This window comes from Heliomarina baculiformis (assembly GCF_019966545.1).
In the GTDB taxonomy this organism is placed as follows: domain Bacteria; phylum Pseudomonadota; class Alphaproteobacteria; order Rhodobacterales; family Rhodobacteraceae; genus Heliomarina; species Heliomarina baculiformis.
The window spans coordinates 116320-143218 of sequence record NZ_JAIMIC010000009.1; the positions used below are offsets into that span (position 1 = coordinate 116320).

Below are 26899 nucleotides of genomic sequence, written 5' to 3' on the forward strand. Positions count from 1 at the left end.
AAGGCGAGAGACGTCCTGCGAGTGCATTTTTCGGTTTGGGAAAGCCGGAGCATCGGTCTGAAAATCCGGTTTCAAAGTATAGCCAGTCAATTTTCAGCAGGCTAGCTCGCCACATCTCGGCAGCGGCAGGTGTCCAAAAACGGGGGGGGTGATATCCGTACACAAACCGTATGACATCTGTACATCAGCCGTATGACGAACCGGGCCGACCGCCGAATGCACATATGGATTGCGCGCGAAGCCGAGAGGCAGAGAGCGGCGAAGGGCCGCTCGGCCTTCGGCTTCGCGCCTTAACATGGCTACATGTTTTCTATTGTCGGAACGGTCAGCTTACGTTCGGACCGCGTTTGGCGCGGACTGCCTGCCGGATTGCCTGCCAGTTCTCGGCCTGTTCCTGTTTACCTTCGGTCTGACACTGGCGCACCATTTGCGCGGCTTCGGCTTCGGCCCGGTCTCCGTGGACGCGGTAAAGCGCGTTTGCGTGCTGGCTAATCTGCATTGTATTCATGGTTTCCTCCTATCGTCGGACAAGTGAATGGCCACGATTCCCCCAGTTTGGGTGGATCGATCATACAGAAGCGAAGGGTACGAGTCATGCATCGCGTACTGGCCTAGGCGACAACCGGCGCTTTCGGCGGGAGAATTCAGAGCCCTCAGACAGATAGCGTTTTTGACCCACCCTGACTGCTAGGGCGGAATGCGAAAACCCGTAACCGGACGGCGCCTCATTTCGCCACACCTCCATGCCAGTAGCAGATGGCCAACCGGCGTCTTTGCTCTTGCGTCCGGGGCGAACCATCCGCAGGTTTGCGGCAAATCGCCAAAGGGGACTGCCATGCAATTCATTGAAACCGCCGAAGAGCTTCGCGCCATTTATGGCGAGGCGTCGCAGGGGGCGTTGCGCAAGCAATTGGCCTCGCTGGATGAACACGCGCGCAAGTTCCTGTCCCTGTCACCTTTCGCGGTAATCGGCTCGCAGGCGCCGGATGGCATGGGCGATGTGACGCCAAGAGGCGACCAACCGGGCTTTACGGTGGCGCTTGACGATCACACCATCGCCATGCCCGACCGGCCGGGCAATGCGCGGCTTGATACGCTGGACAACATCCTGCGCAACCCGGCGGTCGGCCTGATCTTTATGATCCCCGGCATGAACGAAACCCTGCGCATCAACGGAAGGGCGAAAATCACAGCCGATCCGGACCTTTGCGGACGGCTGGCGGTGAACGGCAAACCGGCCAAGAGCGTTATCGTAATCACTGTTCACGAAGTCTACATGCACTGCGCCAAGGCCTATATCCGCTCAAAACTCTGGAAGCCCGAAACCTGGCCCGAGCGTAGCAGCATGCCGTCGCTTGGCGAAATATTGCGGGACCAGATCGCGCATGCAGTTGCGGCCGAGCAGATTGACGAAAGCCTTGCAGAAAACTATCGAAAGGAATTGTGGTAGGCGGCACCGTCGGAGCGGCAGATCGCTTGGGTTAGACTGTCAGCCAGCAAATGCCGGGCGTCAGTTCAGGAAATAGGGCGGTTTGAAGATGCCCATCATGCGGATGGACTTGGCTGCTTCGGCCAATCTTGGGCCAAGGTCGTTTTCGACCACGTCTTCGCGGGCCCGGAAACGCGGCAGGCCGCAGGATAGCGCGACACGCAGGCCGTCTTCGGTTTCGCCAAGTGGTGTCGAGAGGGCAACGATATTCGGACGCCAGTCGCCGTAGGATGAACAGAACCCGGCATCGCGGCAACGCGCAATGCTGGCGGCAGTATCCTCGGCATGGGTTGCGAATTCCTCGGGGAAACGCAGACGTAACTCGGCCAGCTTGTCGTAAAGTTCCTGCCCCTCGAGCAGCGACAGCAGCGCCCGACCGCTTGCCGAGCGGTGCAGCGGCCCGGTGATCCCGGGTTCGGGGATGTGAGGAAAGCTGATCGGGTCGCCGATGGTCTGCACCTGAACGAATTGATCGCCCGACATCACCGCAAGCGTGACATTGCCCGTGCTCATCTCGGCAATCTCGCGCATCGGCCCCACCAGTTGGTGACGCCAGCGCGTCGCCGCGAGAACAGGGTAGGAAAGGCCAAGGATACGCGGTGCGAGGCGAAAGTTGCCCTTCGTGTCGCGCCGTAGATAACCCATGTGCATCAACGTCTTACAAAGACGGGACACGGTCGCCCGGTTCAGGCCCAGGCGCCGCGCGATCTCTGAATTGGCAAAACGATCTTCCTGATCATTGAAAAGCGCGAGGATCTCGAGCCCCTTCATCAGGGTCGATGAAAGCGCCTGATCCGTCGCGTTTTCACCGGGCAGTTCGCACTCGCCCGCATCGGCCCATTCGTTCAGGATCGTCTTGCCGTCGCTCAAAGGATTCCCTGCTCCCGATAAGTCTCGATCTCCTGGTCGTCCAGGTTCAGAAGTGTCTTGTATATGTAATCGTTATCCGCTCCCAGACCCTTTGCGGCCCAGCGTATCCTGCCGGGCGCCTTGCGGAAACGGGGCACAAGCCCCTGCATGCGGACCGACCCGAAATCTTCGTCGCTGACCGAGACGATCGCATTGCGTGCCTTGTACTGCGCATCGTCGAAAACCTGGTCCATGCCGTAGATCGGCGCGATGGTGCCATTGTGTTCCCGAAACGAGGCGATGACCTCGTCCAGCGTATGCGCCGCGATCCATGCGCCAAAGATCTTGTCGAGCTCTTCGACGTGTTTCACGCGCGCCACGTTCGACGCAAAACGCGGATCGTCCACCAATTCCGGTTTGCCGATGGCGGCCGCGTTATAGCGGAAGGTGCGGTTGGTCGAACCCGCAAGGCTGACATAGCGTTTGTCCGAGGTCATGTAGACATCGGAAGGGGCGGAATAGGTGTTCTTGTTGCCCACCCGTTCACGCACATCGCCAAGCTGGTCGTATTCGATGGGCAGAGATTCCAGCAGGCGCAGAACGGCTTCGGTCATGGCAAGATCGATCTCTTCGCCTTCTTGCCGGTCAGACCGCACGACTTTGAGCAGGGCGGCACAGATCGAAAAGGCACCGAACAGGCCGCCGATGGAATCGGCCAGAGGATAGCCAGTGTGGACCGGCGGGCGATCCGGGTCGCCGGTGATATGGGTCAGCCCGCCCATGGCCTCGAAGATACGGGCGAAACCAGGCTGGTTCGCCATCGGACCGTCCTGTCCGAAACCGCTGACCCTAAGGACGACGAGACGGGGATTGGCTTTCCACAGGGTTTCGATATCAAGCCCCCAGCGGTCGAGCGTGCCCGGGCGGAAATTCTCGATCAGAACATCCATCTGCGAAACCAGATCAAGGAAGAGTTTCGCGCCATCGTCTTTACGCAGATCCAGCGTGCCGTGGTATTTGCCGCGATTCGTGACCTTCCACCACAGCGGCTTGCCGTCCTTGAGCGGCGGGAACCCCCGCAGCCCGTCGCCAACGCCCGGCAGTTCGAGTTTGACGACCTCGGCACCGAAATCCGCGAGCAGGGAACCCGCCATCGGGCCGGCAATGATCGTTGCGATATCAAGGATTTTAAGCCCAGAAAGGGGGCCCGCGCCGGTATCGGAGCCGGTATTGGGGGTGGTCATTCACACTCCTCCTATGTGAAACGTGTTTGACAAGTGTTACGATATTTGAAACAACAAGGTCAATACGTGCGATTAATGATCCTTGGGGAGGGGTGTCATGCATTTCGAGCCGACTGGCAGGGCAGAGGAATTCCGCGATGCGGTTGCGGGATTTTTTGCGAGCGATGTCCTTCCGCGCCATCGCGACTGGGTTCAGCAGGTCATGCGGGAAGGCCGAGAAGCGGGCTTTCTGCCCGCGCTGCGCGGCAAGGCACGCGAGCAGGGACTTTGGAACCTCGCGCTGCCCGAACTGGCCGAGAGCGAGCCGGGAACACGGCTGAGCAATCTTGAATTCGCACCACTGGCAGAGATCATGGGCAAACTGCCCTGGGGCTCTCAGGTGTTCAACTGCCAGGCGCCGGATGTGCCGAACATGGCGATGCTTCAGGCGCTGGCGGATCCGGAACAGAAAGAGCGCTGGCTCAACCCGCTTCTCGAAGGCGAGACGCGGTCGGCCTTCGCGATGACCGAGCCTGATGTGGCGTCGTCCGACGCCTCGAACATTGCGACACGGATCAGTTTCGAGGGCGACCAGATCCGGATCAACGGGCGCAAGTGGTTTGCCACGGGCGGCGCGCATCCGGATTGTTCCTTTCTGATCGTCATGGGCGTAAGCGACCCGGAGGCCGGGCGCACCGAACGCCAGAGCATGGTGATCGTGCCAACCGATGCGCCGGGCGTCACCATCACACGCGACCTGACTTATCTGGGCTGGGCCGACCATGTCGCGCCGATTGCGCAGATCGAACTGGAGGACGTGGTCGTGCCTGCCAGCAATCTGCTGGGAGAACGGGGCAGGGGGTTCAGGGGCGCGCAGGTGCGGCTTGGACCGGCACGGATTCACCACGCGATGCGCTGCATCGGGCTGGCCGAGATGCTGGTGGAACTGATGATCGTGCGGGCCCGCGAACGGACCGCCTTTGGCCGCAGCGTGATCGACTATGACACGATCCAGCGCTGGATCGGCGAGGCGCGGGTTGAAATCGACATGAACAGGCTGGCGGTGCAGCGCTGCGCATGGCTGCTCGATCAGGGCGGGAACAGCGCGAGCTGGCGGCCGGTTTCAATGATCAAGGTCTCGGTCCCGAACATGTTGCAGAAAGTCGCGGACCGCGCGCTGCAGATCTTTGGCGCGATGGGCGGGCTGGACGATCTCCCGATCCACCACGCTTTTGCCTATGCGCGCTGGTTCCGCATCGGCGACGGACCGGACGAGGTGCATCTGCGCCAGATTTTCCGCAGTGAGCCGCAGCCGGAATGGTCGATGGAGGACAGCCCTTATCTGGCCGTGCCTCAACAGGCCCGGCCGGTCCGGAGGGCCGCGGAATGATCGAAAAGATGTCGCTTCGCACTATCGGGCTTTCCATCGTGGCCGTACTGGCCGCCGCCATGGCGCTGCAGTCGATCTGGGTTGCGTGGTCCGGGCCGTGGAGCATGGCCTTTGGCCGCAACATGCTGATGGGGGCGGCGCTGGTGATCGTGCTGATCAGCTGGCCCGTATACAGGCTCGATACGGAACCGTCGCGGATGGTCAGGATCGCGGGCGCGATCCTTGATACCGTGCTTGTTGCCGTCGTGATCATGGCATGCTGGCGCTTTACGCAGGTCGAACACCTGCAGGAAGCGACCTTTTACATCTTTTCCACCTATGACACCTGGCTGGCGCTGGCGGGATGCGTTGCCCTGCTGGAAGCGACGCGGCGTTTGTTCGGTCTGCCCATCGTCATCATCGCGACGCTGATGATCCTTTACTGTCTTTTCGGCGGCTACCTCCCCGGCATTTTCAACCATGCGGGGGTGGATCTGAACCGGACGATGCAGAACGTCTGGTACGGGTTCCAGGGCGTGTTCGGCATGCCGACCGGCGTGGTGATCCGTGTCGTCATGGTTTTCGTCGTCTTTGGCTTGCTGCTGGAAGGCACCGGGGCATCGGATGCCCTGATCCGCTGTTCGGTCGCTCTGACCGGCAAATCGCGCGGCGGACCGGCCCATGCGGCAGTTGTGGCAAGCGCGCTCTTCGGGTCGATGTCGGGCAGCGTGACGGCCAATGTCGTCGGCTCGGGCACCTTTACCATTCCCATGATCAAGCGCCGCGGTTTTTCGCCCGCGATGGCGGGCGGCATCGAAGCGGCTGCCTCGACCGGCGGGCAGATCGTGCCGCCGGTGATGGGGGCCGCGGCCTTTCTCATGGCGGACCTGACCGGCGAGCTTTACACCACCATCGCGCTGGCCGCGCTGGTGCCCGCGATTTTCTATTACGGGTCGCTCTTCGCCGCGATTTCAGTTCAGGCGCGGGCGCTTGGGATCGAACCGATCCCCGAGGCCGAGCGAGTCAAGCTTTCGCGTCAGGACTATATCCTGTCGCTGCAGTTCATCCTGCCGATCCTCGCCATCGTGGCGGTGCTGGTTGCGGGACGTTCGCCAGCACTTGCGGGTTTTGCCGCCGTCGTTTCGACCGTCGTGCTGGGCCTGTTCCGCAAGCAGAACCGGGAGAACCCGAAAATCTTTCTCAATGCGCTGGTGCAGGGGGGTAAGGCCTGTGCCTCGATCCTTGTGGCTGTCGGATGCATCGGGGTCATCCTTGGTGTGCTGAACCTGACCGGTCTGGGGCTGACATTCGCCTCGCTGATCTCGTCGATCAGTGACACATGGCTGTTCGGTTCGCTGCTGGTTACGGCATTTGCCTGCCTCGTGCTGGGCATGGGGATGCCGACGCTGCCCGCTTACCTGATTATTGTTCTGGTGCTGGGTCCGGTGATGACCAAGCTGGGTGCCGATATGATCGCGGTCCACATGTTCGTCTTCTACTTTGGCGTGCTGTCGGCGATTACGCCGCCGGTTGCTATCGGTGCCTTTGCCGCCGCGCCCATCGCTCAGGCCAGCCCGATGGTGACGGCCTTTGTCGCGCTGCGGCTTGCGGTTACCGGTTTCATCATCCCGTTCATCTTTGTCTATGAGCCATCGCTGCTGCTGGTCGTCGATTTCGACCCGGTGAATTTCGCGAGGGTCTGCGTAGCGCTGGGTCTGGCGATATGGATGCTGAACACCGGCATCGTCGGCTATGCCGGAGAACGGATCGGACCGGCCATGCGCGTCGTTCGTATCCTCATGGCCATCGGCCTGATCATTCAGGAACCGGCACTGCAATACGTATTGATCGTTGCCAGTATTGGCCTGCTTGTCCTGCCCGGGAGGTTCGGGGGCGGACATGCGGATCAGGCGATGGGGAAACAAGTTTCAGAAACCAAGGGAGGACTATGATGATTTTCAACAAACTCAAGACCGGCGCGCTGGTGCTGGCAACCGGGACCGCGTTGATCGCGGGCACCGTTACCGCCAGCGCCCAGAATTTCCGGATGGCGTCACTGGGGCAGGCGTCGCCGACGACCGTGTTCTCGATCGCCGTCTCCCGATCATCAAGAAGGACTATGGCTACAGCACACAGCTGACCACCGGCGCTGTCGGCACCCGGATGATCGTTGACGCGGCGAACCAGCAGCTTGATCTGTTCATGACCGCGGTGTCGATCAACGGCTATCTGCGCGATGGCACGCGGATGTACGAACAACTGCCGAATTCGAAAGAGCTTTTCGGCAATATCCGCAGCATCGTGAATTATCCGCTGGGGGCTTATCACGGCATCACCTGGGCTGACTCCGGCATTGAGACCATGGAAGACCTGAAGGGCAAGAAGGTCTATATCGGGCCGCCCTCGAGCGCCGGTCGCACCGTGATCGAACAGGTGATCAAGGGTGTCACGGGCTACGAGGCCAACACGGATTTCGAACCGGTAAACCTCGACTGGGCCTCGGCCGAGCAGGCATTCCAGGATCGCCAGCTTGACGCCTATTTTGTCCCGACACCGATTCCGAGTTCCGAGCTGCAACAGCTGTCGGCCCTTGGCGAGTTCCGCGTGCTGGGCATTCCGGACGACAAGATCGACGATCCGAGCATCCAAGCCGCGGGCGCCGTGCCCGGTCGGACCTTTGATATGCTTCAGCCGGGCACCTACGGCGGTCAGGTCAATGAAGAGCCGGTGCGCATGGTGAGTTCCATCGTCGGGCTTGGCACCAACAAATGGGCTGACGAGGAGCAGATCTATAACATTACCAAGGCGATTTTCGACCATCACGATGATCTGGTCGCGGCCGCCAAGTGGATGGAAGCGATTACCCCGGAAAACGCGCTGAACCAGATGAACGCGCCGCTGCATATCGGGGCTTACAAGTACTACAAGGAAATCGGCGTCGAGGTTCCCGAGGCGCTGATCCCGCCGGAAGCCGCCGACTGATCAGACGGAACGGGTCCGCGGCGGGCGTTCTGCCGCGGACCAAATCAAACTCCCCCGCAGCCGAAAGACAGGACATGGAGCTTTTCTACACCGACGCGGACCTTGCGTTTCGCGACGAGGTTCGACGTTTTCTCAAGTCGGACCTGCCAAAGGACATCTCGGCCACGTTCTTTGAGTACCGGCGTCACAGCTGGGAACAGATGATCGAATGGCACCGGATACTGGGGCGCAAGGGCTGGGTCGCGCCGAACTGGCCGGTCGAGCATGGCGGCACCGGCTGGACTCCGATGCAGCAGTATATTTTCGACAGCGAGGCGATGCAGGCAGGTGCGCCGCGCCTGCGGCCCTTCGGGCTCAAGATGATCGGGCCAGTTCTGATCCGGTTCGGGTCCGAGGAACAGAAGGCGCGCTTTCTGCCGCGTATTCTGAGCGGCGAGGATTACTGGTGTCAGGGGTTTTCCGAGCCGGGTGCCGGATCGGACCTTGCCTCGCTCAAAACCCGCGGGGTGCGGGAGGGCGATACCTATGTGGTAAACGGTCAGAAGACCTGGACCACCACGGCGCAACACGCGAACTGGATGTTCACGCTGGTGCGGACAGACCCCGCCGCAGACCGGCCCCAGTCGGGCATTTCGATGTTGTTGATCCCGCTGGACAGTCCGGGCGTTACGGTACGTCCGATCCGCACCATCGACGGCGATCACCATGTGAACGAAGTCTTCCTCGAAGATGTGCGCGTCCCTGCGGACCTGCTGGTTGGTGAAGAAAACAAGGGCTGGACCTATGCCAAGTACCTGCTTGGCAATGAACGGGTCAGCATCGCCAATGTCGGGCAGAGCAAGGCAGAGCTTGCCTTGCTGAAACGGCTGGCCGCGGAACGGTCTCGCGATGGGGTTGCCCTGATCGACGATCCGGTTTTCGGAGCCAAGCTGGCCGATCTTGAGGCGGATTTCCTTGCGCAGGAGGTGACCAACCTGCGGATGCTGTCAAGCGTCGCGCCGGGGGGTGACGTGGGCGCACTGTCGTCCTTTCTCAAGCTGCGCGGGTCCGAGATTCAACAGCGGATACAGGAGCTTGCGATGGAAGCGGCAGGGACAGAGGCCGCGCCGTGGCAGGTGCTGCGCGAGGGAGGCGCCAAGGATGGTTATGGAACTCACGGCTGGCTGTTTTCCCGGGCCTTCACGATTTTCGGCGGATCGAGCGAGGTGATGAAGAACATCGTCGCCAAGCAGGTTCTTGGGTTCTGAGGGGGGCGGTCATGAATTTCACTGCAAATAACGAACAACGCATGATCGCGGACAGCTTCGCACGCGTCTTTTCGGATGCGGGCTATCCGTCGACATCGGGAGACAACTGGGCCGCGCTGACGGAGCTAGGCCTGACCGAGGCCACGTTTCCCGAACCGCGCGGTTTCGGGGCGGGTGTTTCCGACATGATTCATTCCCTGATCGAATGCGGCAGGGCAGCGGCGCCCGAACCAGTAATCGGGGCAGGGGTGCTGCCCGGACTTGCCCTGTCCCGCGCCGGGTCTGCCGCGCCAGAGATGCCGGAAGGAACGGTGTGTCTTGCCGATGGTAAGAACCTTGCGTTGAAAGACGACGCGCTAAGCGGCACGCTTCGGGTCGTTCCCGGTGCGGACACGGCGGATGTCCTGCTCATCTGTCTTGCCGATGATCGTCTGGCCGTGGTGCCAATGGCTGAGGTCAAACGCGATACGTACCGTCTGGTCGACGGGCGCGGCGCGGCAGACATTGAGCTTGTCTCGGTCATAATCGCCGATGGTGCAGTTGGCGGGGTCGTACCGGGGCTGGCCGAATGGCTGCGCGATGTGGCTGCCGTTACTTTTGCCGCGGACGCGCTTGGCGCACTGCTGGCCCTGCGCGAGATGACCCAGGATTACCTGAAGCAACGCAAGCAGTTCGGTCGCCCGATCGGCAGCTTTCAGGCGCTGCAACACGCAATGGCGGATATCTATCACGATGCCGAGCATTTCCTCTCGCTCACGCATTTCGCGGCGCAGACCTGTGAAGGGACGGATATTGCCCTGCGGATGCGGGCGGTGTCATCGCTCAAACGCTTTCTTGGCGGGCGGATACGCCGTGCCGCCGCTTCGGCGATCCAGCTGCACGGCGGGATCGGAATGACCGAGGAATACCCGCTGGGGCGTTTCGTCAAACGGGTGCTGGTGGCCGACATGCTGAACGGCAGCGCCGATGCACATGGCGCGCGCCTCGCAAAACTGATCGCGGAAGAAACACGCGCGGGCCTGCAAGAGGCCCCGGAAAAGGAGAAAGTCGCATGAATACCCAAACCGCCCCGGCCACTGAACTGCGCGTAGAACGAGACGGGCCCGTACTGGTCCTTTCGCTGGACGCGCCGAACAGCCGCAACTCGATCAGCCCGCCGGTCTACAAGGCGATCCAGAACGAGATTATCACAGCGGGTCACGACAGTGCGGTGCGGGCCATCGTGCTTACGGGATTGCACGGGTTCTTCAGCTCGGGCGGCAATATTAACAACCTCAAGGAAAGCGCCAAGAGCACGATGGCGCAGGTCAGCGGCAATACCGACGGTCTGAATTCGATGATCCTTGCCATTCGCAATTGCCCGACGCCGGTGATTGCCGCGGTCGAGGGCGGCGCGGCGGGGGCGGGGCTGTCGCTCGCTCTGGCCTGCGACATGATCGTGGCCGCCGAAGGGGCAAAGTTCGTCGTGGCCTATGTGAAGGTCGGGCTGGCCCCGGATGGGGGCGTCACGCATTTCCTGAGCGAGGGCCTGCCGCGCCAGATCGTGAGCGAGATGTGCCTGACCGGCAACCCGGTGGAGTCCGAACGGCTTTATGCGCTGGGGCTGGTGAATGCCGTGGTGCCAGCGGGCGAGGTGCTTGAGTCAGCCAAGAAGATGGCGTCGAAACTTGCCGCCGGGGCGGTTGGCGCAATGGGGATCATCAAGTCGGAAATCGCGGCGGCCCCGCACAATGACCTCGCGACGCAACTGGTGCTTGAGGCGCAGGGCATCAACACGGCGCGGTTCGGGGCAGAGGCTGCCGAGGGGCTTGCCGCCTTCATCGAAAAGCGCGAACCCGATTTCGTCGGGAAGGAGTGAGCGGACATGGCGATCAGAAATCCCGAGAAGCTGGAAAGCCTGCTGTCCGAGGTGCATTCATGGGTGCGCGAAGTGGCACATCCGAACGAAAACCGCGTGGCCGAACTTGACGAGGTGCCCGAGGATATCGTCGCCGATATGGCGGCGCGCGGGTTCTTTGGCTGGTCCATCCCCGAGCAATACGGCGGGCTTGGCCTGACCACCGAAGAGCTTGTGATGGGCGCGATGGAGCTGTCGCAATGCGCGGTGGCCTATCGGGCGCGGGTCGGGACGAATACCGGCATCGGCTCGGAAGCTTTGGTCGCGGATGGCACCGAAGAACAGAAGAGCAAGTACCTGCCGCTGATGGCGCGGGGTGAGGCGACCGGCTGTCTTGCACTGACCGAACCGAATGCGGGATCAGAGGCGAGCAACATCGAAACCACGGCGCGGCGCGAGGGTGATACCTATGTGCTGAACGGAATGAAGCGGTACATCACGAATGCGCCGATTGCCGACCTCTTCACCGTCTTTGCGCGGACCGACCCGGACAGCACGGGCGCGCGGGGTATTTCAGCTTTCATCGTCGAGCGCGGGATGCCGGGTCTGTCGACCTCGGCGCCTTACAAGATGATGGGGCAGGCGGGCTCACCCGTGGGCGAGGTTCATTTTGACGACTGCGTGGTGCCGTCTGCGAATCTGATCGGCGGGGTGGAAGGTGTCGGGTTCAAGACCGCGATGAAAGTGCTGAACAAGCAGCGCATCCATCTTGCCGCGCTCTGCACCGGCCCGGCAATCCGCATGCTCGACATGGCAATGGATCACGCCACGACGCGCGAACAGTTCGGCAAGAAGGTCGTCGATTTTCAGCTTGTCTCGGCGCTTCTGGCCGATTGCCGGACCGAGATCGAGGCGGCAAAGCAGCTTATCCTCGCCACCGCCCGTAGTCGGGACGACGGCGGCGACATCGCGCTTGAGGCGTCTATCTGCAAGTACTTTGCCTCGGAAATGTGTGGACGGGTGGCGGATCGCTGCGTTCAGGTCTTTGGCGGCGCGGGCTTTGTCGCGGATCACAGTTCGATCGAGCGGTATTATCGCGACGTGCGCCTGTTCCGGCTGTACGAGGGCACCAGCCAGATCCACCAGCTTAACATCGTGAAGCAGATGCAGCGGCGGCGCAACGCGGCGGGGGCCGGGGCATGATTTCCTACCGGCTCGAGGCCGAGGGTAAGATGAGCCGGGGCAGCCTTGTGCGCATGGAGCTTGGTGCTCTGAGCGAGGGCGATACGCTGGTGCGCGTGCTTTATTCGGGCATCAACTACAAGGACGCTCTGGCCGGGCGGGGCAAGGCCCCGATTGCCAAGTCGCTGCCGCTGAACTGCGGGATCGAAGCGGTCGGCCATGTTGTCGAAAGCACTGACCCGGCCCTTGAACCCGGTCAGGCGGTGATTGCGCATGGCATGGGAATGGGCGTGGGGCGTGATGGCGGGCTGGCCGATTACCTGCGTGCGGATGCCGAATGGCTGGTGCCCTTGCCGAAAGGTCTGAGCCTGCTGGAGGCCGCGACGATTGGCGTTGCGGGCTATTCCGCAGCGCTGGCAGTGGATCGGCTGGAAAGCCTTGGTGTAGAGCCTGACAATGGCCCGGTTGCCGTGACCGGCGCCACCGGCGGCGTGGGCAGTCAGGCGGTCGCGATGCTGGCGCGGCTGGGCTACGAGGTTGTTGCTGTCACCTCCAAAACCGATGCTGGAGAGCTGTTGAACACGCTGGGGGCCAAGGAAGTCATCGCGCCGCCGGAAGCGAGCGACCGGATGCTGGACAAAGCGATCTGGGCTGGGGCCGTCGATACGGTTGGCGGCGATTTGCTCGCCTGGTTGCTGCGCAGCGCCAAAGCCGAAGCGGCGATTGCCGCGATCGGAAACGCCGGGGGCAACCATCTGCCGACCTCTGTCATTCCCTTCATTTTACGCGGCATCACCCTGACCGGCATCAATGGCAATTCGCCGCCCGCGCTGCGTCGGCGTATATGGGAGCGACTGGGATCGGATCTGCGCCCGCCCCGGATATCGGCAATTGCACGGGTCATCGAACCGGAAGACATCGACGAGACGATGGCGGAGATGATTGCCGGGCGCACACGCGGGCGCGCCGTCGTCGCATTCTGCGGCGGTTAAATACTCCATGCAGAACCTGGCCCTGACAATTGCGCCGATTTTCATGATCGTCGTGCTGGGCAATGTCCTGCGTCGGCTTGGGCTGCCGGGAGATGCGTTCTGGCCGCAGGCGTCGCGGCTGGGTTATTGGGTGCTGATCCCGTCGCTGCTGTTTTACAAGCTTTCTACCGCCGAGGTGGATATCGATCTGATGGCGCCGTTCATACTGGGGCTGGGCGGCGCGTTTTTCCTCGTGGGTTTCGTCATCCTGCTGGTGAGCGGGCTCGCGGGCATGAGCGGTGCACAGCGGGGTTCCGTGCTGCAGGGCGCGGTCCGGCATAATTCCTTTATGGCACTGGCCGTGGCCGAGACGCTTTACGGGTCCGAAGGGCTGTCCCTGGGCGCGCTGGCGGCCGCCGTGCTTGCGCTGGTCACGAACCTTGTCATCGTGCCAGTGCTGAAACTGCTGGGTACAGGCGCTAACGGCGGGCTGGCGGGGCGTCAGGTTCTGAAAGATATTGTCTGTAATCCGCTGATCCTGTCGATCTGCGCCGGGCTGGCGGTGAACGCCTTGGTCGCCGAACGGATTCCTGTGCTGCATGACGGCACCGCGATGCTGGGCGCGGTGGCCTTGCCGCTGATGCTGCTCTGCGTTGGGGCCGGTTTGCGACTAAAGGGGCTGCGGGCACAACTGGCGCCGCTGGCCCTGTCGACGGCAGGCCGGTTCGTGCTGTTTTCGGCTTTCGTCCTGCTGATCCCGACCGGACTGGACACGCCGACAATTCTGATCCTGCTGATCTTCGCGGCGGTGCCGACGGCCCCTTCCTCCACCGCGCTGGCCGGAGAAACAGGGGGCGACACAGAGTTGATGAACGCAATCGTCACCTTTCAGACCGGCCTTGCCTTTGTGACCTTGCCACTGACTCTTGCACTGGCGGCACTGTGGCTGGGCTGAGTTTGCGGTTTGACGCGGTTCAATGTGAAACTCTTGCTACGCGGCCTTCGATTAACATAATCTTCATTATGTCTCTAAGGCTGTTTTCTCAGCTACGCCCTTTGCCTCTGCCGGTGCCCGGCGTGGGCGTGTACCCGACCAAGGACAGGCCAAAGAACAGGACAAGGCACAGCACCACCCATAACAGCGCCCAGCCGTTGAAGCTCTGGTAAAGCGCGAAACGGATCAGTTCGACCGCGTGGGTAAACGGGTTGAAGGCGCAGATGTCGCGCAGCAGCTGAGAGCTTTCGGCCATTTTCCACAGTGGATAGAGCGCGGTCGACAGGAAGAACATCGGGAAGATGACGAAATTCATCACCCCGGCAAAGTTTTCGAGCTGCTTGATGGTCGAGGACAAAAGCAACCCGAGTGCGCCGAGCATCAGCCCGCTGAGCACCAGCGCGGGCAGCGCCAGAAGATACCCGGCGGGCGGCATGGTGATCCCCATCGCGGCGGCGATGGCGAGAAAGACATAGACTTGGAGGATCGAGACCGCGACCCCGGCGACAAGCTTGCAGAAGAGCAGCCACCAGCGCGGCAACGGCGAGGTCAGCAAGAGCCGCATCGACCCCATCTCCTGATCGTAGACCAGCGAGAGCGAGGACTGCATCCCGTTGAAAAGCTGGATCATGCCGCAGAGCCCGGGCACGATATAGACCTCATAGGTGATGTAGGTTTCGTAAGGCGGGATGATCGACAGGCCAAGCGCCGCGCGGAACCCGGCAGCAAAGACCACCAGCCAGACCAGCGGTCGCACCAGCGCCGACAGGAACCGGCTGCGCTGGTTGATGAAGCGCAGGGATTCCCGCGTAACGATGGCGATCAGCGACGTGAGGTAGGGGTTCATACCGGGGTCTTTTCTGCACCGGTCATCGCCATGAAGACATCCGTAAGCGGCTTTCCGGCGGCGATGGTTTCGGCGCGGTCATGGGCGAGCACGCGGCCCCGGTGCAGGATCACCACGTCATCCTGCGGCGCGATTTCATCCACCAGATGCGTCGCCCAGAACACGGTAAGCCCCCCGCCCGCCAGTTCATGAACATGATCGGTGATTGCGCGGCGGCTGGCGGTGTCCAGCCCGACCGTGGGTTCGTCAAGCAGCAGCACCTCGGGGTTATGGACAAGGGCGCGCGCGATCTCCATCCGACGCCGGTGGCCGCCATTCAGCGCGCGCACCTTTTCACGGGACCGTTCGCGCATGTCGAGCCGATCGAGCGCCGCGTCGATCCGCGCCTGCGCCAGCCGACCGGAAAGCCCGTGCAACGCGGCGAAATAGGTCATGTTGCGGGCAACGGTCATATCGAGATCAAGGGTCGGCTGCTGGAACACGACTCCGATTTTTGAGAGCGCGGCGCGGGGGTCGGTGGCGATGTCATGTCCCGCAATGCGGATTCGCCCCTGCCCCGTCACGGTCAGCCGGGTGAGCAGGGAAAACAGCGTCGACTTCCCGGCCCCGTTTGGCCCCAGCAGCGCCGAGAACCGGCCCGGCGCCAACGCAAAGCTTACATCGTCAAGCGCGCGGCGCTCGCCATAGCTATAGCTGACTTGGGCAATGTCGAGCGCGCTCATGTCGGGTTACTGGATGGTGATCTCGACCCGCTGGGTTTCACCGGTCGAGCCGGGAATCCGCAGGAAATAGCGGCCCGGCTTGATCGCGATAAATTCGATTTCCATTGTGCCTTCATCGTCGAATTCCACGCTTTCGAGGCCAAAGGGGCGGACTTCGAGATCATTGATTACGATCTCGTTGATCCAGATTGCGCGGAAAAACCCCGGTCCTTCAAGGGCAAGTTCGCCGCTGCCGTCCGAGGTGATCTCAAGCTCGTAGCCGGTGCCTGATTTGAGCGTGATGGGGCCATCGGCCAGCGGCTTGCCAAGGCCGAGGGTGATGTCGGGCATGTCCTCCATATTATCGTTCGAGAGGATACCGGCGAACCCGAATTCATGGGCGGTGGCGGGGATGGCGAGACAAGCGATGGCCGCAGCGAGAATGGTGCGTTTCATAATATGTCCTTTCTTGAAAGTTCCGATGGTGTGGCCGGGGATCCCCGGAGTTCGAGAATACGCGTGGCCAGCCGTTCGGCATCGCTGAGCGTGTGGGTGACGAAAAGAACCGCCGGTTCGGTGGCGGCGATCAGCTCTTCGATCAGGCGGAGCATGGACTGCGCGGTGTCATGGTCGAGCGAGACCAGAGGTTCATCCATGATGAGGAATTCGGGTCGCCCTGCAAAGGCGCGGGCGAGGGTCAGGCGGCGCTGCTGACCAAGCGAAAGCTGGGTCGGAAAAAGCTCGGCCTTGTCGGCGATGCCGACGCGGGCGAGCATATCGAGCGCTTCGGATCTGGAAAGATCCGGATGGATAAGGGTAAGGTTTTCGATCACGCTGCGCCAGAGCAGCAGGGTCGGTTCCTGAAAAACCATCGCGATATTGTCGGGGCGTTCAACCTGGCCAGAAAAGCTGTCGTCTATGCCCGCGACGATCCGCAAAAGCGTGGTTTTGCCAATGCCTGACGGGCCTGTCAGCGCGAGGCATTCGCCGCTGGCTATGTCAAACCGGCAGGGACCGAGCACCGGGCTGCCGCCAAAGGATTTACCTGTTACGTCGACCCTGATCATGCGGCCCGCCACCGCGTTACACGACGCTCCCACGGTTGCAGAATGCCCCATTCGATGACCAGCATCACGGCGATGAAGGATAGCGCGTAGATCAGCACCATGCCCACGTCGAAGAGCTGGAAATAAAGGTGGATCTGGAAGCCGATCCCGTTGGATCGACCGAGGAATTCGACAACGAGAACGATCTTCCAGATGACGGCGACGCCGGAGCGGGCCGATGCGGCGATAAAGGGCGCAAGCTGCGGCAGCTGGATGTGGCGCAGACGGGTGCGGAACGGCAGCCGATAGATGCGGGCCATCGCGTCGAGCTCGCGGTCCATCGACCGCGCCCCTTCTCGGATGACGGTGGCGACATTGGGTATCTTGTTCAGCGTGACGGCGGCGATGGCGGCAGTTTCGTTCAGCCCGATCCAGAGATAGCAGAGCACAATCAGCACCAGCGCGGGCAGGTTCAGGAAGACCACCAGCCAGGGGTCGAGCCAGCGGTTCAGACGCTCGTTCCGTCCCATCGCCAGCCCGAGGATCGTGCCAAGGGTCATGGCGAGCAGAAAGGCCCAGATCACCCGCAGCAGGGTATGGCCGAGGTGATAGGGCAGCTCGCCCGAGCGGATCTCGGCCAGCAACGGGGCGACCAGCGAAACCGGCGAAGGCAGGATCTGCGGATCGCCGGTGATCCATGCGGCAAGGCTCCAGAAGATCAGGAGGCCAAGCAGGGAAAGAGCCGTGATGGCGGATCTGTCTGTCATCCACCACGGCCTAATCAACCTGCACGAAAAGCCCGTCAGGCAGGCTTGTGGCCTTGCCGACAAGCTTTTCGCCGCCCAGACGGGCCATCAGTTGCAGGAAACGGTCCGCGTCTTCGCGGTCGACGGGTTTGTCCGGCGGGATCCCCGCGCGGAAATCGTCGCGCGTGGCGATGAACTCGGCGTCCGAGTCGACGCGCATCACCGGACGGAGATCATCCCAGACCGCGTCATCCGACGCCAGCAGATCCTTGGCCGCGCGCGAGGCATCGTGCAGCGCCTCAAGGATACCGGGGTTTTGGGCGACAAAGCTCTCCCGAAGCACGTAGCCCAGCAGGGGTGTGTCCGGGTTGAGGCCCAGCGACTGCGCAGCGTCACTGACCGAGATCAGCTCGCGCATGCCTTCCGCCTTCATCCGCGATAGGTAGTGCCAGTAGTTCACCGAGCCTTGGGTTTCGCCGCCAAGCCCGGTCTTGTAGATCAAGGGCGGCGCGGCATAGACCTGTTCGGTCTGCTCGGTCAGATCGAGACCGTATTCAGAGGCTGCATAGGCGCGCAGAATCAGCCAACTTTTATCCAGCGGCCCGCCCGCGATGCCAATCTTGCCACCTGCGAGGTCGGCAAGGGACTGGGCCGTGCTGTCGGCGGGCACGACCAGACCGCCCACGGCCTTGGAATAGGGAAGGAACACGTAATCGCGCCCGGCGGCGCGTTGCCGGGCGGTCCAGATCCAGTCAGCGACGATCAGATCCGCCCTGCCCCCTTCGAAAGCGACGCGGGTTGCGCCATTGTCCGCATAGGGCTGCATGACCAGTTCAAAGCCGTTGGCGCGGTCGAAACTTTCGGCCTTGATCGTCGAAAGCTCCCAGTTGACCGTGCCGATTTTCAGCGTAGCGGCGCGGATCTGCGGCAGGTCCTGCGCATAAGCCCCCTGCCCCAAGACAAGCGCGGCAGCAAACAGGAGATTTCTCAGGTAAGTCATCATTGCGCGACCCGGGCCTAGTCCGGCGCGACCACGACGCCCCAGGGCTGCTGACCGACCTGAACCGACTTGATCGCCTTTTGCGCCTCTACGTCGATGATCGTCACGTCGTTGGAATTGCCATTCGTGGTGATCAGAAACTTCTCGTCCGGGGTGAAGGCGAGCTGCCAAACCCGCTGGCCGGTCATGATATATTTCACGACCTCGTGGCTTTGCCCGTCGATCACCGCGACCCGGTTGGAGGGGCCAAGCGCGACAAAGATCCACTTGCCGTCCGAGGTGGTGCGCACTCCAACCGGTTGCAGCCATTCCGGCTGCACGCCCGGCACTTCAAAACTGATCTTGTCGCTAAGCGTGGGGGTGCCGTCCTCGGCGATGTCGATGATCGAAACAGTGCCGCCGATCTCGGCCGAGACATAAAGTATCTTGCCATCATGGCTGTACTGCGCGTAGCGCGGGCGCTGGTCGACAAGGATGTTATGCTTGATCTTGTAATCCGATGTGTCGATGAAATGCGCCATGTTCGTCGTCTCGGAGGTGTTGATGACGAATTTCGCATCGGGGCTGATCGCCATGCCTTCGGGTTCGACGCCGACGGGGATACCGGCCCTTACGGTGTGGCTTTCGGTGTCGATCACTGTCACGAGGTTGTCGTCCTCATTGGCGACATAAAGCGGATTGCCCGAAGGGTGCAGCACGAACAATTCCGGATCGGGGCCGGAGGGCAGCGTGTAGAGTTCCTCGTAGCTTTCGGCATCGAAGACCCGCACCGTGTCATCATCAGAGGCGCAGACATAGAGCAGCTTTCCATCCGGACTGATGGTAATGCCGCGCGGGCGGTTGCCAGCGGGGAATTCGGTGAGGACCTCCCAGTTGTCGCTGTCGAGCACCGTGACCGTATTGCCCTTTTCATTGCTGACGTAGACCTTGTTGGCGAACGCAGCGGTGGCAAGGCAGGAGAATGTCAGGCAGGTCGCGATCAGGCGCTTCATCTAAGGGTTCCTTCAGTCAAAGGCGGTGCAGGCGGATTCGGGCATGTCGAGGCCTAGGGAATCCAGCGGGGAGCGCTGGTGCAGGTAGCCTTCCTGCGGCGAGACACTCATGGTGATACGGTCGTCATAGAGCAGGATCGGCTGGCGCATCTGGCCATTCCATTGGCGGAAGGTAACCTTCTGCCCCTTGAAGGCGGCCAGCTCAAAGGCATCCGAAAGGGCGTAGTCCCGTAAAGCGCCCGGTGCTGCCTCGCCGGTGCGCGTGACGGCCTCGCCAATGACGCGCAGGGCAAGCCATGCCTGGTAGTCCTCTTCCCGAACGCGGCGGTTGGTCAGTTCCTCAAACCGGCGCTGGAACTGGGTGGCGCCCCATGCCTCATGCGCGGCGTGGAATGTGACGGGGCGCAGGCCGGAAGAGCCCATCACCGGGCGCGGTGTCCACAGGTTGAAGGGCAGGTAAGGCGCGAAAACATCCGAGGCATCGGCGGCGATCACGAGGTCATGGTCGCGCGCGTCCTGCGTGAAGACCGGGATCTGGCGCTGGACAAGGACATGTCCGGTATCCGTACGGCGCGACCCGCCAGTGTCTTCGTATTCGCGCTGTTCCACGATTCTGGCGCCGAACTTCTTTGCCGCGCGGCGGTATTCCTCGGCCAGCGCGGTGTCGGCGGGGTTGGAGCCATGGATCAGAAACCAGCGCGGCCATTTCTTCCACATGGCGAATTGCGCGATGGCATCCGCCATCATCGCATCCGAGGGGGCGACATGCAGCAGGTTGGCGCGACACTCGCCGTCGCGTAGCGCGGTGTCGCGGGCAAGGGCGTTGATCAATAGCGCGCCGTCGCCGGCGCGGTCGGCGAGGCGGATCAGATCCTCGGCGCGGGCCATCATGATGATGATACTCGCGCCCTCTGCCATCAGCGAGTCAAACGCGCCGTCGGACTCTTCGGGCGTGGTTGCAACGGTGTCGAGCGTCCATGTCTGGCCCATGAAATTGCCAGTGGTCTGGTTGTCTTCATTGGCAAGCTGGGCCCCGGCGAAACCGAGATCCTCGGGGTTCAGATCATAGCGGGAAATCGGCGCAAGCTGCGGATAGTCGATGCGGAACACGGTCGCGCGGATCTCGACCGCCTGCGCAATACTCGCGAAAGCAGCGCAGATGCCAACAAGCAGCACTGGCAGAACGTGTCGCATCATCTCCTCCCACAGGGTTGGCCGCCCTTTCGCAGCCATCCTGCCCGCTTTGATAGTGCCAGATACGGGGTCAAACCCAACCAATACTTTTGGCGCATTGCGCGAGTCAGACACGCGGTTAGGATTGCGCCGGGCATCGCGCTGAATGCGGATCCGCCCAAGCCCCGGGGAGATAGAGATGATGCGACGCGCTCTTGCGGCTCTGTTACTGGCGGGATCAATGCCGGTTCAGGCGGCGGAACCCACATGGACCGATCTTTCGGCAATTCTTTACGAAGACCGTGAATTGCTGGATGGCAGCGCGTTCATCGAGATCAACAGCCCCTATCGCACCGATAACGATGCGCGCACACAGATTGCCGCGCAGATCAACGCCCCGGCCGGGCGGATGCTGGGCAAGGTGAGCCTGATCCTTGACGAGAATCCGATGCCGGTTTCGGCGGTCTTTGCCTTTGATGCGCCCCTGCCCCGGTTCTTTTTCGATGTGACAATGCGGATCAACGGACCGACGCCGCTGCACGTGGTAGCGGAAACCACCGATGGGCAGCTTTACGTAGCAGAAACCTTTGTAAAGACCTCGGGTCAGGGGGCCTGCGCGGCCCCGCCCGGATCGGATCTGGACGTGGCGCTGGAGACGCTGGGTGAGATGGATATCCTGATCGGCGCAAACCGGGAAAGCGCGACAACGCTCGACCGGCTGGGCGCGCTCGCGCAGCGCGAAAAACGCGTCGATGTGGACATCAGCCACCCAAGTCTCTCTGGGATGCAGATGGACCAGATCACGCTGCTGTTCATCCCGATGCGCTATGTGGAAACGCTCGACGTGGATCTGGACGGGGCGGGTTACGTGGAAATGACCGGCAGTATTTCATTGTCGGAAAATCCACGCATCGGTATGTCTGTGCCGGGCCGCACGCAGACGGTGGGCGTGACCATGACCGACACGGACGGTACCGTTACCCATGCGCAGAAATCGGTAGAGGGTTACTGAGGCTCGGGCTGCTCGGGCGTGATCTCTTCCGTCGGGTAGTCGAAAAAGGTCCAGCTGTCGGTGCCCTCGGGCATCCAGTAGACATTTTCGTACCCGTATTCGAGCGCGCGCTTGGCCGCGTTCCACGACATCCAGCAATCAGCAAGGCAGAAGAACAGGACGGGGTGCGTTTTGTCGCCATCCGTCGCCTTTTCCAGTCCGGTGCGGAAATAGGTATCTGTCACCTCGGCAATGGCGCCATAGCCCACGTTGGGCAACCAGATTGAACCGGGAATGGAATGGCGGGGTTTGTCGCGCCAGATCGTGCCTTTCGGCAGGTTCTTAGGTTTTGGCGGTCGAGGCAGCACATCGACGAAGGCGATGCCGCCCGATTGCCAGAGTTCATAGGTTTCTTCGGGGCCGACGACGGTTGCACCCTTGAGTGTTTCCGGGACCGGGGCGCGGTAGTGATCCTGCCGGTACTCCGATGGCTCCTCTGTCTGGGCGTGGGCGGGACCGGTCACAATTGCCAGCACCAGAAGTGCGGCCAGCGGTTTCAATTCGAAACGTTCAGGACTTCGGTGCCCTGATCGTTCAAAAGCGGCACCCCCGCCTCGCTCAGCAATTCATTGATCCGGTCCTGATTGCGGCGGATCAGTGAGTTCAACTTGCGCTCCCATACTTTTTCGCCCTGACGCACGCCCATGGTGATCCGGAAATAAAGCCGCGGTGGCAATGTTTCCTTGGTCAGCGGCGTGACTTGCAGATCAGGGTAGCTGGCCTTGACCAGCGGACCGGCGAGCGGGCCCCAAAGGATCGCCGCCCCGGTTTCCCCGGCACTCAGATCCTCGAGCAGCTGAACAGCGGGTGAGTCATAGCGCGTATCAACGATAAGCTGATAGGCCTTGGCACGGGTCAACAGACCGTTGCGCGCCATATGCGTGGCCGGCGGGCTGCCAGCGATAATGCCGATTTTCACGTCTTTAAGCGCCGGATCCGACAGCGTATCGACATCGGCCAGCGGGCTGCCTTTCGGCGCGATGATCGTATAGGCCGAGGTCATGTAGTGGTTGGTGTTCAGGACCAGCTCATGCCCTTCGGCATAGCCCATCACCACGTCGCATTGGTTGGCGCCAAGCGTATTGCGGATGAACCCGGTGGCCATCGGATACCATGTATATTGCACCGGAAGGTCGAGTTCGCCCGCCATCAGGTCAGCCAGCTTGTTCTCGTAACCCTGCTCCCGATCATCGGACATCGGGAAATTCGCAGGATCGGCGCAGACCCTGAACGCTGTATGCGACACCAGGTCCGAAGTCTGCGCCGCGCCGGGTCCTGACAGGGAGGCCAGCAGGACCGACCCCAGGATCAAGACGATATGTCTAGCCGAGACAGGCATTCTCGTCTTCCCGGATGACATCCGATTTGGATTCCTTTTTCGCCGGACGTCCGCGTTCGACGGCTCCGGCACCGCGTGCCTTGAGATAGACATAGATATCATCGAGATAACACATGACGTTCGGGTTCTCGCCAAACGAGGGCATCACCGAATTCTCGGAGGCGTTGACCTTTTTTCGCCCGTTCACCACCACATCGACGAAATCGTAATAGTCCATGTCGATGGCCGATTTTTTCAGAGCCGGGGCATAGGACGAGCCTTCGCCCTCGGGACCGTGGCAGACGTGGCATTCCGAATGGTAACGACGGAACCCGGAGTAGGTCCGCCAGTCGACGGTGCCATCCTCGGCCACATTGAATGTCGGTATGTCATCTTCGGTGTAATACCGACCGTCCTCGTTATAGGCTGCGGCCAGATTATCCTGCGCGGCGGCCATATGGCCCCAGCCTGCAACGAGGCCCGCAGTCAGGAGGATTCCCAGTACTCTCATCATTCATACCCTTGCTTCGATCCAGAGGACCGGCCCGGGGATCGCCCGCGCCGGTCCGGGTTCGTGGCCTGTCGGATCAATCCGGCAGGGTGAAGACGGTCAGCTGTCCGCCAAGTGCGGTATAGTCGCTGAGCGCGGCGTAACCGCCCACGGCACCAAGTCCGTCATTCGGGTTGGTGAGACCGGCCGCAAGACCGATACCCGCCCAGCCACCGACACCGGACAGGATGCCGACATACTGCTTGCCTTCGGAGGTATAGGTCATGACGTTGCCGATGATACCCGAGGGGGTCTTGAAGCTGTAAAGCTCATCCCCGGTTTCTGCATCGATTGCCTTGAGATAGCCTTCTAGCGTGCCGTAGAAGACCACGCCACCGGCTGTCGCCAGCGCACCGGACCAGACCGAGAACTGTTCGGGTATGGACCACTTGATTTCGCCGTTGATGTTATCCCAGGCGACGAAGTTGCCCATGCCGCCATGGCTGTCCGGCGCGGGATACATGGCGAGCGTCGCACCCACATAGGGCTGACCCGCCGCGTATGCGACCCGGAAAGGTTCATAGTCCATGCAGACGTGGTTGGTCGGGACATAGAAGGTCTGCGTATCCGGCGAATAGGCTGCCGGTTGCTGGTCCTTGGTGCCAAGCGCCGCCGGGCAGATGCCGGTCGAGTTCACGTCCTCGCCGTTCTGTTCCGTCGAATACTGGGCAACCACTTCGGGACGGCCATAGGTGTCCGAATCCGGATCCATGTCGACGCCGGTGGTCCAGTTCACCGCAGGGTCGTATTTCTCGGCCACCAGAAGCTCACCCGAAACGCGATCCATCGTATAGGCGATGCCGTTCCGGTCGAAGTGGGTCAGCAGCTTGCGCTCTTCGCCGTCGATCTCCTGTTCCGTCAGGATCATTTCGTTGACGCCGTCATAGTCCCATTCGTCATGGGGCGTCATCTGGTAGACCCACTTGGCCATACCGGTATCGATGTCGCGGGCCATGATGGTCATGGACCAGCGGTTATCGCCGGGTCGCTGCGCGGGGTTCCATGTCGACGGGTTGCCGGTGCCGTAATAGAAGAGGTTCTCATCCATATCGGCCGCGTACCAACCCCAGGTGGTGCCGCCACCGATCTGCCATTGGTCGCCTTCCCATGTATTGGTGCCCGAATCCGCACCCACCGGTTCGCCCAGATGGGTGGTGTTCTCGGGATCCATCAGGATGTCGCTGTCAGGCCCCATCGAATAGGCACGCCATTCCTGCTCGCCGGTTTCGATGTTGTAGGCGGTGACATGGCCGCGCACACCGAATTCACCGCCCGAGATGCCGACGATGATCTTGTCCTTGACCGGCAGAACCGTCGCGGTGTTGGTTTCACCCTTGGACGGGTCACCGTTGACCTTGGACCAGACGACCTCGCCGGTTTCCGCGTCAAGCGCCACCACAGTGGTGTCGGCCTGATGCAGGAAGACCTTGCCCTCGGCATAGGCCACGCCACGGTTCACCGTGTCGCAGCACATGACCGGGATGACGTCCGGATCCTGCTTGGGTTCGTATTTCCACTTGATCTTGCCGCCGTCGGTCAGATCGAGCGCGTAGACGATGTTCGGGAACGGCGTATGCAGATACATGGTATCGCCGATCACGAGGGGCGAGCCTTCATGGCCGCGCAAAACGCCGGTAGACATGGTCCAGGCGACCTGAAGGTCACCGACATTTTCCTTGTTGATCGAATCCAGCTTGGAATAGCGCTGGTTCTTGTAGTCGCCGGTTTGAATGGCCCATTGATTGGGGTCGTTCATATCCTCGATCAGCCCGTCATTCGCATAGGCCATCCCGGCCGAGCAAAAGGCTAACGTGGATGTCAAAGCCAGTAGCTTCTTCATTTTCAACTCCCTTTGTATGGTGTGCTGCCGTCACTTTTTCCGTCCGTGACGCCCTTTGGGCGGGTGTTTCGGAAAAATCGGCAAAAGCCCGGTTCTGTCGTGGTTCCTCCCCCCGGGCCGGCTTCCGTTACGTCCGCATCGTCCTCCCTTCTCTCAATTGAATGTGGCCAGATATGCGATCACATCCGCCCTTTCGTCGTCTTTCCGAAGCCCCGCGAAAGTCATCTTTGTCCCGTCGACAAAGTCCTTCGGTTTCTCGAGGAATTCGGCCAGTGCCTCCGGTGTCCAGACCAGCCCGCCCTCCCCGGCGGCCAGCATGGCATCGGAATAGGAAAATTCTTCGTAGGTGGCCGCATCGCGCCCGACGATGCCGTTCAACACCGGACCGGTCTTGGATTTGGCATCGGGGCCGACTTCGTGGCAGGCCTTGCATTTGCGAAAGACTTTTTCACCCTTTTCGGGATCTCCCGCTTCCTGTGCCAGCGCGACCGAGCCGGAACAGGCGGTAATTACAATCGTACAGAACGCTTTGAACATGGTGGCTTTCATTGGCTTCCCTTCTTTCAGTGCCTGCCGTTCAGCAACCGTTCCGCGTGCCAATCGACATGATCGCCCGCGAAGGTCGCGACAAAGTAATAGCTATGGTCATAACCCGCCTGCATCCGCACCTGGCCGGGCTGGCGGCGCTTGGCCATGACGCTCACCAGAGCCTCGGGTTTCAGCAGGTCGAGGAACTGGTCCTGCGAGCCCTGATCAATCAGCAGATCACCCTTCCAGCCATGTTCCTCGAGCAGGATCGTGGCGTCGTAACAGGACCAGTTCGATTCATCGTCGCCAAGGTATTCGCTCAGTTGCTTGCGCCCCCAGTCCGACCGGGTCGGGTTCACGATCGGCGCAAAGGCCGACACCGACTGGTAAAGCTCCGGGTTGCGCAGCGCGATCGTCAGGGCACCGTGTCCCCCCATCGAATGGCCGGTGATGCCGTGCCGGTCGGTCACAGGGAAATTCCGCTCCACGATATCGCGCAGTTCCGAGACGACGTAGTCATACATCCGGAAATGGCTGCTCCACGGATCGCGGGTGGCGTTCACGTAGAAGCCTGCACCCTGCCCGAGGTCATAGGCTTCGTCATCGGCGACACCCTGACCGCGCGGCGAGGTATCGGGAAAGACCAGCGCAAGTCCAAGATCGGCGGCATGGGCCTGAAACCCTCCCTTGTTCATGGCGTTTTCATGGGTGCAAGTGAGACCGGAGAGATACCAGAGCACCGGCACCGGGCCGTCTTCGGCCTGCGGCGGCAGGTAGACGGCAAAGGTCATCTCGACCCCGCAGGTATTCGACGGATGCCGGTAAACCAGCTGCTTGCCGCCGAAACTCTTGTTTTCCGAAACCAGCTCCATGTTCTATCCTAGTACTCCACCACGGCCCTGATGGACTTGCCCTCGTGCATGAGGTCGAAGCCCTTGTTGATGTCTTCGAGCTTGAGCTTGTG

The 26899-nt window shown here is 61.5% G+C and carries 29 protein-coding genes; 12 read left to right on the top strand and 17 right to left on the bottom strand.

The genetic code is table 11. From position 1 onward, the window contains the following. Positions 1-325: 325 nt before the first annotated feature. Complete coding sequence (locus MF268_RS20005; RefSeq protein WP_238372635.1) at positions 326-508, bottom strand: hypothetical protein; 183 nt, start codon at positions 506-508, stop codon at positions 326-328. A gap of 327 nt (positions 509-835) precedes the next feature. On the opposite strand from MF268_RS20005, the gene MF268_RS20010 reads away from it, so the two are divergent. Then, positions 836-1450, top strand: a complete 615-nt coding sequence (locus MF268_RS20010; RefSeq protein WP_238372636.1) for a pyridoxamine 5'-phosphate oxidase family protein — start codon at positions 836-838, stop codon at positions 1448-1450. 60 nt (positions 1451-1510) lie between these two features. On the opposite strand, the gene MF268_RS20015 is transcribed toward MF268_RS20010, so the two are convergent. Together MF268_RS20015 and MF268_RS20020 are read right to left on the bottom strand one after the other, a co-directional pair. Further along, positions 1511-2359 carry an IclR family transcriptional regulator gene (locus MF268_RS20015; protein ID WP_238372637.1) on the bottom strand — a complete coding sequence of 283 codons (849 nt, stop codon included), beginning with the start codon at positions 2357-2359 and terminating at the stop codon, positions 1511-1513. Beyond that, on the bottom strand, positions 2356-3582 hold the full coding sequence (locus MF268_RS20020; RefSeq protein ID WP_238372638.1) for a CaiB/BaiF CoA transferase family protein: 1227 nt from the start codon (positions 3580-3582) through the stop codon (positions 2356-2358). Before MF268_RS20020 ends, MF268_RS20015 begins: the two co-directional genes overlap by 4 nt. A 97-nt stretch (positions 3583-3679) precedes the next feature. On the opposite strand from MF268_RS20020, the gene MF268_RS20025 reads away from it, so the two are divergent. From MF268_RS20025 to MF268_RS20070, 10 genes are all read left to right on the top strand, one after another. Beyond that, a complete protein-coding gene (locus tag MF268_RS20025; protein ID WP_238372639.1) occupies positions 3680-4951 on the top strand; it encodes an acyl-CoA dehydrogenase family protein in 1272 nt (423 codons plus the stop codon). Beyond that, positions 4948-6882 carry a TRAP transporter permease gene (locus MF268_RS20030; RefSeq protein WP_238372640.1) on the top strand — a complete coding sequence of 645 codons (1935 nt, stop codon included), beginning with the start codon at positions 4948-4950 and terminating at the stop codon, positions 6880-6882. Before MF268_RS20025 ends, MF268_RS20030 begins: the two co-directional genes overlap by 4 nt. Next, positions 6879-7070, top strand: coding sequence for a hypothetical protein (locus tag MF268_RS20035; RefSeq protein ID WP_238372641.1), 192 nt, complete (start codon positions 6879-6881; stop codon positions 7068-7070). Before MF268_RS20030 ends, MF268_RS20035 begins: the two co-directional genes overlap by 4 nt. Positions 7071-7093: 23 nt before the next feature. Continuing rightward, positions 7094-7912: a TAXI family TRAP transporter solute-binding subunit gene (locus MF268_RS20040; protein ID WP_238372642.1), complete on the top strand. Its 819-nt coding sequence runs from the start codon at positions 7094-7096 to the stop codon at positions 7910-7912. A 74-nt stretch (positions 7913-7986) separates the two neighbouring features. Beyond that, positions 7987-9159 (top strand): acyl-CoA dehydrogenase family protein, encoded by a 1173-nt coding sequence (locus tag MF268_RS20045; protein WP_238372643.1) that lies wholly within the window; start codon positions 7987-7989, stop codon positions 9157-9159. Positions 9160-9170: 11 nt separating this feature from the next. Next, positions 9171-10214 carry an acyl-CoA dehydrogenase family protein gene (locus tag MF268_RS20050; RefSeq protein WP_238372644.1) on the top strand — a complete coding sequence of 348 codons (1044 nt, stop codon included), beginning with the start codon at positions 9171-9173 and terminating at the stop codon, positions 10212-10214. Continuing rightward, positions 10211-11017 carry an oxepin-CoA hydrolase, alternative type gene (locus tag MF268_RS20055; RefSeq protein WP_238372645.1) on the top strand — a complete coding sequence of 269 codons (807 nt, stop codon included), beginning with the start codon at positions 10211-10213 and terminating at the stop codon, positions 11015-11017. The genes MF268_RS20050 and MF268_RS20055 overlap by 4 nt, the downstream gene beginning before the upstream one ends. Positions 11018-11023: 6 nt before the next feature. Beyond that, complete coding sequence (locus MF268_RS20060) at positions 11024-12199, top strand: acyl-CoA dehydrogenase family protein (RefSeq protein WP_238372646.1); 1176 nt, start codon at positions 11024-11026, stop codon at positions 12197-12199. Continuing rightward, on the top strand, positions 12196-13170 hold the full coding sequence (locus tag MF268_RS20065; protein WP_238372647.1) for an acrylyl-CoA reductase family protein: 975 nt from the start codon (positions 12196-12198) through the stop codon (positions 13168-13170). The genes MF268_RS20060 and MF268_RS20065 overlap by 4 nt, the downstream gene beginning before the upstream one ends. Positions 13171-13177: 7 nt before the next feature. Beyond that, the gene (locus MF268_RS20070; protein WP_238372648.1) at positions 13178-14104 is read left to right on the top strand and encodes an AEC family transporter; all 927 of its coding nucleotides are present in this window, start codon (positions 13178-13180) and stop codon (positions 14102-14104) included. An 88-nt stretch (positions 14105-14192) separates the two neighbouring features. Here MF268_RS20070 and MF268_RS20075 read toward each other — a convergent pair whose 3' ends face one another. From MF268_RS20075 to MF268_RS20110, 8 genes are read right to left on the bottom strand one after another with little or no spacing between them, the layout of a single operon-like run. Beyond that, on the bottom strand, positions 14193-14990 hold the full coding sequence (locus tag MF268_RS20075; RefSeq protein WP_238372649.1) for an ABC transporter permease: 798 nt from the start codon (positions 14988-14990) through the stop codon (positions 14193-14195). After that, positions 14987-15712, bottom strand: a complete 726-nt coding sequence (locus MF268_RS20080) for an ABC transporter ATP-binding protein (protein WP_238372650.1) — start codon at positions 15710-15712, stop codon at positions 14987-14989. The genes MF268_RS20075 and MF268_RS20080 overlap by 4 nt, the downstream gene beginning before the upstream one ends. 6 nt (positions 15713-15718) lie before the next feature. Next, positions 15719-16147 (bottom strand): hypothetical protein, encoded by a 429-nt coding sequence (locus tag MF268_RS20085; protein ID WP_238372651.1) that lies wholly within the window; start codon positions 16145-16147, stop codon positions 15719-15721. After that, entirely contained in the window at positions 16144-16758 is a 615-nt protein-coding gene (locus tag MF268_RS20090; protein WP_238372652.1) for an ATP-binding cassette domain-containing protein, read from the bottom strand. The genes MF268_RS20085 and MF268_RS20090 overlap by 4 nt, the downstream gene beginning before the upstream one ends. Next, a complete protein-coding gene (locus MF268_RS20095) occupies positions 16755-17504 on the bottom strand; it encodes an ABC transporter permease (protein ID WP_238372653.1) in 750 nt (249 codons plus the stop codon). The genes MF268_RS20090 and MF268_RS20095 overlap by 4 nt, the downstream gene beginning before the upstream one ends. Positions 17505-17514: 10 nt before the next feature. After that, positions 17515-18483 carry an ABC transporter substrate-binding protein gene (locus MF268_RS20100; protein ID WP_238372664.1) on the bottom strand — a complete coding sequence of 323 codons (969 nt, stop codon included), beginning with the start codon at positions 18481-18483 and terminating at the stop codon, positions 17515-17517. 17 nt (positions 18484-18500) lie between these two features. After that, positions 18501-19475: a YVTN family beta-propeller repeat protein gene (locus MF268_RS20105; RefSeq protein ID WP_238372654.1), complete on the bottom strand. Its 975-nt coding sequence runs from the start codon at positions 19473-19475 to the stop codon at positions 18501-18503. 12 nt (positions 19476-19487) lie between these two features. Then, positions 19488-20669 carry an ABC transporter substrate-binding protein gene (locus MF268_RS20110; RefSeq protein WP_238372655.1) on the bottom strand — a complete coding sequence of 394 codons (1182 nt, stop codon included), beginning with the start codon at positions 20667-20669 and terminating at the stop codon, positions 19488-19490. Positions 20670-20847: 178 nt separating this feature from the next. Between MF268_RS20110 and MF268_RS20115 the strand changes: the two genes are divergently transcribed. Then, positions 20848-21660 carry a quinoprotein dehydrogenase-associated SoxYZ-like carrier gene (locus tag MF268_RS20115; RefSeq protein ID WP_238372656.1) on the top strand — a complete coding sequence of 271 codons (813 nt, stop codon included), beginning with the start codon at positions 20848-20850 and terminating at the stop codon, positions 21658-21660. Here the strand turns inward: MF268_RS20115 and MF268_RS20120 are convergent. The 6 genes from MF268_RS20120 to fghA all read right to left on the bottom strand — a co-directional run bounded on the left by MF268_RS20120 (position 21654) and on the right by fghA (position 26807). Then, positions 21654-22199 (bottom strand): PQQ-dependent catabolism-associated CXXCW motif protein, encoded by a 546-nt coding sequence (locus MF268_RS20120; protein WP_420485449.1) that lies wholly within the window; start codon positions 22197-22199, stop codon positions 21654-21656. The genes MF268_RS20115 and MF268_RS20120 overlap by 7 nt on opposite strands. After that, on the bottom strand, positions 22196-23038 hold the full coding sequence (locus tag MF268_RS20125) for a substrate-binding domain-containing protein (protein WP_238372657.1): 843 nt from the start codon (positions 23036-23038) through the stop codon (positions 22196-22198). Before MF268_RS20125 ends, MF268_RS20120 begins: the two co-directional genes overlap by 4 nt. Next, positions 23022-23531: a c-type cytochrome, methanol metabolism-related gene (locus MF268_RS20130; protein WP_420485450.1), complete on the bottom strand. Its 510-nt coding sequence runs from the start codon at positions 23529-23531 to the stop codon at positions 23022-23024. The genes MF268_RS20125 and MF268_RS20130 overlap by 17 nt, the downstream gene beginning before the upstream one ends. 73 nt (positions 23532-23604) lie before the next feature. Beyond that, a complete protein-coding gene (locus MF268_RS20135; protein ID WP_273545110.1) occupies positions 23605-25407 on the bottom strand; it encodes a methanol/ethanol family PQQ-dependent dehydrogenase in 1803 nt (600 codons plus the stop codon). 153 nt (positions 25408-25560) lie between these two features. Further along, the gene (locus MF268_RS20140) at positions 25561-25956 is read right to left on the bottom strand and encodes a c-type cytochrome (RefSeq protein WP_238372660.1); all 396 of its coding nucleotides are present in this window, start codon (positions 25954-25956) and stop codon (positions 25561-25563) included. A 14-nt stretch (positions 25957-25970) separates the two neighbouring features. Beyond that, a complete protein-coding gene (gene fghA, locus MF268_RS20145; protein WP_238372661.1) occupies positions 25971-26807 on the bottom strand; it encodes an S-formylglutathione hydrolase in 837 nt (278 codons plus the stop codon). Positions 26808-26899 lie beyond the last annotated feature (92 nt).

Bases quoted from the DNA above. Each gene is read 5' to 3' on its own strand.
- MF268_RS20005 (WP_238372635.1), bottom strand. From the start codon at position 508: ATGAATACAATGCAGATTAGCCAGCACGCAAACGCGCTTTACCGCGTC.
- MF268_RS20010 (WP_238372636.1), top strand. From the start codon at position 836: ATGCAATTCATTGAAACCGCCGAAGAGCTTCGCGCCATTTATGGCGAG.
- MF268_RS20020 (WP_238372638.1), bottom strand. From the start codon at position 3,582: ATGACCACCCCCAATACCGGCTCCGATACCGGCGCGGGCCCCCTTTCT.
- MF268_RS20025 (WP_238372639.1), top strand. From the start codon at position 3,680: ATGCATTTCGAGCCGACTGGCAGGGCAGAGGAATTCCGCGATGCGGTT.
- MF268_RS20030 (WP_238372640.1), top strand. From the start codon at position 4,948: ATGATCGAAAAGATGTCGCTTCGCACTATCGGGCTTTCCATCGTGGCC.
- MF268_RS20035 (WP_238372641.1), top strand. From the start codon at position 6,879: ATGATGATTTTCAACAAACTCAAGACCGGCGCGCTGGTGCTGGCAACC.
- MF268_RS20040 (WP_238372642.1), top strand. From the start codon at position 7,094: ATGATCGTTGACGCGGCGAACCAGCAGCTTGATCTGTTCATGACCGCG.
- MF268_RS20045 (WP_238372643.1), top strand. From the start codon at position 7,987: ATGGAGCTTTTCTACACCGACGCGGACCTTGCGTTTCGCGACGAGGTT.
- MF268_RS20050 (WP_238372644.1), top strand. From the start codon at position 9,171: ATGAATTTCACTGCAAATAACGAACAACGCATGATCGCGGACAGCTTC.
- MF268_RS20055 (WP_238372645.1), top strand. From the start codon at position 10,211: ATGAATACCCAAACCGCCCCGGCCACTGAACTGCGCGTAGAACGAGAC.
- MF268_RS20060 (WP_238372646.1), top strand. From the start codon at position 11,024: ATGGCGATCAGAAATCCCGAGAAGCTGGAAAGCCTGCTGTCCGAGGTG.
- MF268_RS20065 (WP_238372647.1), top strand. From the start codon at position 12,196: ATGATTTCCTACCGGCTCGAGGCCGAGGGTAAGATGAGCCGGGGCAGC.
- MF268_RS20070 (WP_238372648.1), top strand. From the start codon at position 13,178: ATGCAGAACCTGGCCCTGACAATTGCGCCGATTTTCATGATCGTCGTG.
- MF268_RS20075 (WP_238372649.1), bottom strand. From the start codon at position 14,990: ATGAACCCCTACCTCACGTCGCTGATCGCCATCGTTACGCGGGAATCC.
- MF268_RS20080 (WP_238372650.1), bottom strand. From the start codon at position 15,712: ATGAGCGCGCTCGACATTGCCCAAGTCAGCTATAGCTATGGCGAGCGC.
- MF268_RS20085 (WP_238372651.1), bottom strand. From the start codon at position 16,147: ATGAAACGCACCATTCTCGCTGCGGCCATCGCTTGTCTCGCCATCCCC.
- MF268_RS20090 (WP_238372652.1), bottom strand. From the start codon at position 16,758: ATGATCAGGGTCGACGTAACAGGTAAATCCTTTGGCGGCAGCCCGGTG.
- MF268_RS20095 (WP_238372653.1), bottom strand. From the start codon at position 17,504: ATGACAGACAGATCCGCCATCACGGCTCTTTCCCTGCTTGGCCTCCTG.
- MF268_RS20100 (WP_238372664.1), bottom strand. From the start codon at position 18,483: ATGACTTACCTGAGAAATCTCCTGTTTGCTGCCGCGCTTGTCTTGGGG.
- MF268_RS20105 (WP_238372654.1), bottom strand. From the start codon at position 19,475: ATGAAGCGCCTGATCGCGACCTGCCTGACATTCTCCTGCCTTGCCACC.
- MF268_RS20110 (WP_238372655.1), bottom strand. From the start codon at position 20,669: ATGCGACACGTTCTGCCAGTGCTGCTTGTTGGCATCTGCGCTGCTTTC.
- MF268_RS20115 (WP_238372656.1), top strand. From the start codon at position 20,848: ATGATGCGACGCGCTCTTGCGGCTCTGTTACTGGCGGGATCAATGCCG.
- MF268_RS20125 (WP_238372657.1), bottom strand. From the start codon at position 23,038: ATGCCTGTCTCGGCTAGACATATCGTCTTGATCCTGGGGTCGGTCCTG.
- MF268_RS20130 (WP_420485450.1), bottom strand. From the start codon at position 23,531: ATGATGAGAGTACTGGGAATCCTCCTGACTGCGGGCCTCGTTGCAGGC.
- MF268_RS20135 (WP_273545110.1), bottom strand. From the start codon at position 25,407: ATGAAGAAGCTACTGGCTTTGACATCCACGTTAGCCTTTTGCTCGGCC.
- MF268_RS20140 (WP_238372660.1), bottom strand. From the start codon at position 25,956: ATGAAAGCCACCATGTTCAAAGCGTTCTGTACGATTGTAATTACCGCC.
- fghA (WP_238372661.1), bottom strand. From the start codon at position 26,807: ATGGAGCTGGTTTCGGAAAACAAGAGTTTCGGCGGCAAGCAGCTGGTT.